Source organism: Streptomyces sp. NPDC058964, from assembly GCF_042741275.1.
Taxonomy (GTDB): domain Bacteria; phylum Actinomycetota; class Actinomycetes; order Streptomycetales; family Streptomycetaceae; genus Streptomyces.
In genome coordinates this window covers 1-4,350 of record NZ_JBHYKH010000656.1, presented here as the reverse complement: position 1 = coordinate 4,350, position 4,350 = coordinate 1, and the positions used below count along the sequence as shown (strand labels likewise).

The following is a 4,350-nucleotide window of genomic DNA, read 5'->3' as shown; positions in this document are numbered from 1 at the left end:
CTGCACAACCTCGCCCTCGCCGGATAGCCGAACAGGCGGCACTGCAGCCGCCCATGCCACTCCCGACTCCAAGATCGTTACGGGACAAGCCTTAGTGAGCACTTTTAGGTGAGCGCAGGGGGCGACGGGTTCACCGGCGTTCACGGCAGGGGCTCTGGTAGGGCAGGGCCCCCACATGACGTCGCCATTGATCGCGGGTGAGGGCATGCCCGGTGACCGCACAGATGCGGTGGATCAGCGGGCCAACCGGCAGCGGCGCGGAAGCCGGGGCGGTCGCCCCGCTGGTTTCGACCGGGCGCTCTATAGCCGCAGGAATGAAGTTGAGCGGACGATCAACGCGCTCAAGGGCTTCCGGGCCGTGGCGACCCGGTACGACAAGAGAGCCTTCGTCTCTCACGGGACGGTCGCTGTCGCCGCGATCCGGCTGTGGATCCGTTAGTGATCCGCCGGACAGTCCTTAGCCGCCACCACCATCGCCTGGCGGCGGGCTGGAACGGTACGCGCGCGCAGGACACCGTGCCCCTGCCGTAGGGCGGAACTCGTGCCTGCGGACGCCGGGGGGGGGGGGGGCGGGCCGGGGGGGGCGCCGCCCCCCCGGCCCCCCCCCCGCCCTCGTGTTCAGCCCTTCCCGCTCACCCGCCCCTGGAGCAGTCGCGACAGGGCCGCGTGGACGTCGTCCAGGGACCGCTCCGGCTGGAACGACTGCCAGTCCAGCGCGGCCACCAGCACCATGCCGACCAGCGCGGACGCCGTCAGCTGCACATCGATCTCGTCGCTGAACTCGCCGTTCGCCACACCCTCGCGCAGCACCCCCTCGACGACCGCGACGGCCTCCCGCCGTACCACCATCAGCGTGGACTGCCAGGCCCGGTTGGTGCGCCACAGCTCGGCCACGTACAGCTGGGTGAAGGCCGGGTAGCGGTCGATGAACACGAGCCCGGCGCGGACCATGGCGTCCAGCGCGTCGACCTTGCTGCCGCCCTCGCGCTCGGTCTGCTCGGCCGCCTGCCGCAGGGACGCGGCGAGGAGTCCCACGCCGTGCCGCAGCAGCTCCTCGAAGAGGACCGACTTGCTCGCGAAGTTGTAGTACACCGTGCCCTTCGCGACCCCGGCGCGTTCGGCGATCTCGTCCACGGTGGTGGCCGAGAACCCCTGCTCGGCGATGAGCGTGACGGCCGCCTCGTAGAGCTTCTGCCGGGTGGCCTCGCGGCGCGTGCTGCCGCCCGACGCGGTGCTGCTGCTTTCCATGCGCCCGATTCTCACAGGAACCGGGCCCCGGGCGGGCGCGGAGGAGGAGGTCAGGGGCGACGTCATGGACGAGGTCACAGGCTCAGCTCCGGGTGCAGCCGGTCGAGCGTCCACACCTGGCGGCGGCGGGCCGAGAGCGCGGTGAGGGCGAGGGCGCCCGCCGTGAACGCGACCAGTACGACGCACGCCTGCCACACCGGACCGAGGCCGCCGCCCGTGATCAGCCTTCTGAGGGCCCCGACGACGTAGCTCATCGGCAGGTAGGGGTGGATGGCGTTGAAGAAGCCCGGACTGGTCTGCACCGGGTAGGTGCCGCCCGCCGACGTCAGCTGGAGCATCAGCAGGGCGAGCACCAGGATCCGGCCCGCCGCGCCGAAGCGCGCGTTCAGCCACTGCACGAGCGCCGCGAAGCACGCCGTCACCAGGAACAGGAAGCCCACCGTCCCGGCCGCCCGAGCCATCTGCAGACCGATCGCCCAGTGCAGCACGGCCATCAGGGCCGTCGTCTGCAGCACGCCGACCGCGACCACCGGCAGCCAGCCCGCGAGCGCGATCCGCCAGGCCGCCGAACCGGCCGCCAGGGCCCGCCGGTTGAGCGGCGGGATCAGCATGTACGCCACCATCGCGCCCACCCACAGGGACAGCGGGATGAAGTACGGGGCGAACCCGGTGCCGTAGTTGGCCGCCTTGTGCAGGTCCTTCGAGGCGAGCTGGACCGGGTCGGCCATGACTCCGGTGCGCCGGTCGCGGTCCTTCTTGTCGTAGTCGGGGATCTGCCCGGCTCCGTCGTGCAGTCCGCCGGCGAGCTTCCCCGAGCCGTCGACGAGCCTGTACATGCCGCCGTTGAGATCCTCGGCGCCGGTCTTCAGCTTGCCGACGCCCTCGTCCAGGTCGGACGCGCCGGTCCTGGCCGTGCCGAGCCCGGTGTGCAGCCTCTCGGCGCCCGCCGCGACCTTCGCCGCGCCGCCGTTCAGCTTGTTGATCTTCTTGACGGCGTCGTCGACGTCCTCGGAGAGGTGCGGCGCGCGGTCCGCGAGGGCCTGGGCCTGCTTCTGGAGCGTGCCGAGATTGGTGCGGAGCGTCTTCAGGTCGCCGTTCTGGTCGGCGATCAGCGTGTTGACGTCGTCGGCCACCGTGGCCACGTCGTCGGCGGCCTGCTTCGCCTTCTTCAGGGCGGGGCAGATGTCGTCGGTCAGTACGGGCGTCTCGCAGTGCGTCCGGTAGAGCTCGTCCAGGGTGGTGGAGGCCGCGTGGGCGGTCTTGGCCGCGCCGGGGGCGGCCTTCACCAGGGCGTCGAGGTTGTGGCTCACCGCCCTGGCCGAGTCGGCGACCAGCTGGGCCGTGTCCCCGATCGTCTTCTCGTTCTCCTTCAGGAACGGACCGGCCTTCGCGTAGGCCCCGTTGACGTTGTCGGCGAGCGTACGCGTGCCCTCCGAGACCTGCTTGGAGCCGTCCTCCAGGTCGCCGGCGCCGGTGTTGAGCTTCTGCAGGCCCTTGGACAGCTTGCCGCTGCCGCTCTTGGCGTCCTGCAGGCCGTCGGCGAGGTCCTTGGAGCCCTTCTCCGCCTTCCCGATGCCGCCCTTGAGCCTGTCGGCGCCCTTGGCGGCCTTCACGGTCTGCCCGTGGATGTCGGAGAACGAGATGAAGATCCGGTCCAGGAAGGAGCGGGACGTCTTCGTCGACGCGGCCGTGCGCACCTGGCTGAAGACCGTCCGGGAGATCTGCCCGACGATGTAGTTGTTCGCGTCGTTCGTGCGCACCTGGAGGGCGCCGGTCTCGGGGGAGTCGCCCGAGCTGGAGGCGACGCGCCGGCTGAAGTCGGCCGGCATGGTCAGCGACAGGTAGTACGTGCCGTCCTCGACGCCCCGGCGCGCCTGGGCGGCGCTCACCTCGTGCCACTCGAAGGTGTCGCTGTCGCGCAGCCCGTCGACGATGTCGTCGCCCGCCGTGATCCTCCTGCCGCCCGCGGTCGTCCCCCTGTCGTCGTTCACGAGCGCCACGGGGATGCGGTCCAGGCGGCCGTACGGGTCCCAGAAGGACCACAGGTACAGGGCGCCGTACAGCAGCGGCAGTACCAGGAGCGCGACCAGGGCCGCGCGCGGCAGCCTGCCCCGCCCGAAGCGCCGCAGCTCAAGCGCGGCCAGTCTCGGCGAGCGCATCGGCTTCCTCCTTCGCGTCGTCGTCGGTACCGGACTCGGTGACGGTGCCGGCCTTGGAGTCGGTGTCGGTGCCGGCCCGGGAGCCGGTGGGAGCGCCGCTGCCGGTCTTCCCCGTGGAGACGAGGACGGCGCCGTCCGGTGCCTTGCTGCACACCGCGACGACCGTCGTCCCGGAGGCGGCGAGGGACTTCAGCAGGGTCCAGACCTCGGCCCGTTCGGTGTCGGAGAGCTTCAGGTCGACGTCGTCCACGCCGAGCAGCCGGGGCCGGCCGATGAGGGCCAGGGTCACGGACAGGCGCAGGGCCTCCAGGCGTTCCAGGTCGCGCACGGCGGTGCGGGAACCCTTGGGCAGGGCCTCCCGGTCGAGCCCGGCGGCGCCCAGCGCCGCGTCGATCCGCAGCCGCGCGTCGAGCGACCGTTCCCTGTGCGGCCACATCAGTCCGCGCAGTGAGTCGCCGAACCGCCGCTGCAGCAGCGCCCGTTCGCGCAGGTGCTCGCCGACGGTCAGGGCCGGGTCGAGGTCGGTGACCCCGGCGACGTTGGCCACCGCGCTGACCCGGCGTACCGCCGCGAGCTGCTTCGGCAGCCGTGCCTCGCCCACCGTCGCCGATCCCTCGGTGGCCTTCATCCGGCCGGTGAGCGCGAGCAGGAGACAGGTGCGGCCGGAACCGGACGGCCCCTCGACGGCGATCAGCGAACCGGGCTCCGCGTCGACGGAGATCTCCCGGAACGCCCAGCCGCGGGGGCCCTCGAGCCCGAAACCCCGGGCGTCGACGGCGAGTCCTGGCGGACTGCTCACAGCTACCCCATCCCCTGGGGGGGCCGGGGGTTTTGAGACACCAACCCCGCCCGGCCCACAAAGATAAAAGCGTTACGGTCACAAAAAAAACACCACAAATAGAAGATAAAACAAAAACAAAGAAAAACGGGATTATTATTACAA

Annotated in this window: 3 protein-coding genes and 1 pseudogene; 1 reads left to right on the top strand and 3 read right to left on the bottom strand. The window is 71.0% G+C overall.

The window, feature by feature from the left end:
- Positions 1-232 precede the first annotated feature (232 nt).
- A pseudogene (locus ACFW2E_RS42375) lies at positions 233-439 on the top strand (IS5/IS1182 family transposase); the annotation flags it as partial.
- Positions 440-618: 179 nt separating this feature from the next.
- Here the strand turns inward: ACFW2E_RS42375 and ACFW2E_RS42370 are convergent.
- From ACFW2E_RS42370 to ACFW2E_RS42360, 3 genes are all read right to left on the bottom strand, one after another.
- Entirely contained in the window at positions 619-1,248 is a 630-nt protein-coding gene (locus ACFW2E_RS42370) for a TetR/AcrR family transcriptional regulator (RefSeq protein WP_384476153.1), read from the bottom strand.
- Between the two features lie 74 nt (positions 1,249-1,322).
- The gene (locus ACFW2E_RS42365) at positions 1,323-3,407 is read right to left on the bottom strand and encodes a YhgE/Pip family protein (RefSeq protein ID WP_384476150.1); all 2,085 of its coding nucleotides are present in this window, start codon (positions 3,405-3,407) and stop codon (positions 1,323-1,325) included.
- Positions 3,379-4,206, bottom strand: a complete 828-nt coding sequence (locus ACFW2E_RS42360; RefSeq protein WP_384476148.1) for an ATP-binding cassette domain-containing protein — start codon at positions 4,204-4,206, stop codon at positions 3,379-3,381. Before ACFW2E_RS42360 ends, ACFW2E_RS42365 begins: the two co-directional genes overlap by 29 nt.
- Positions 4,207-4,350: the final 144 nt, after the last annotated feature.

What these genes read in the sequence shown, in the direction of transcription:
- ACFW2E_RS42370 (WP_384476153.1), bottom strand. Translation starts at nt 1,248, where the DNA reads ATGGAAAGCAGCAGCACCGCGTCGGGCGGCAGCACGCGCCGCGAGGCC.
- ACFW2E_RS42365 (WP_384476150.1), bottom strand. Translation starts at nt 3,407, where the DNA reads ATGCGCTCGCCGAGACTGGCCGCGCTTGAGCTGCGGCGCTTCGGGCGG.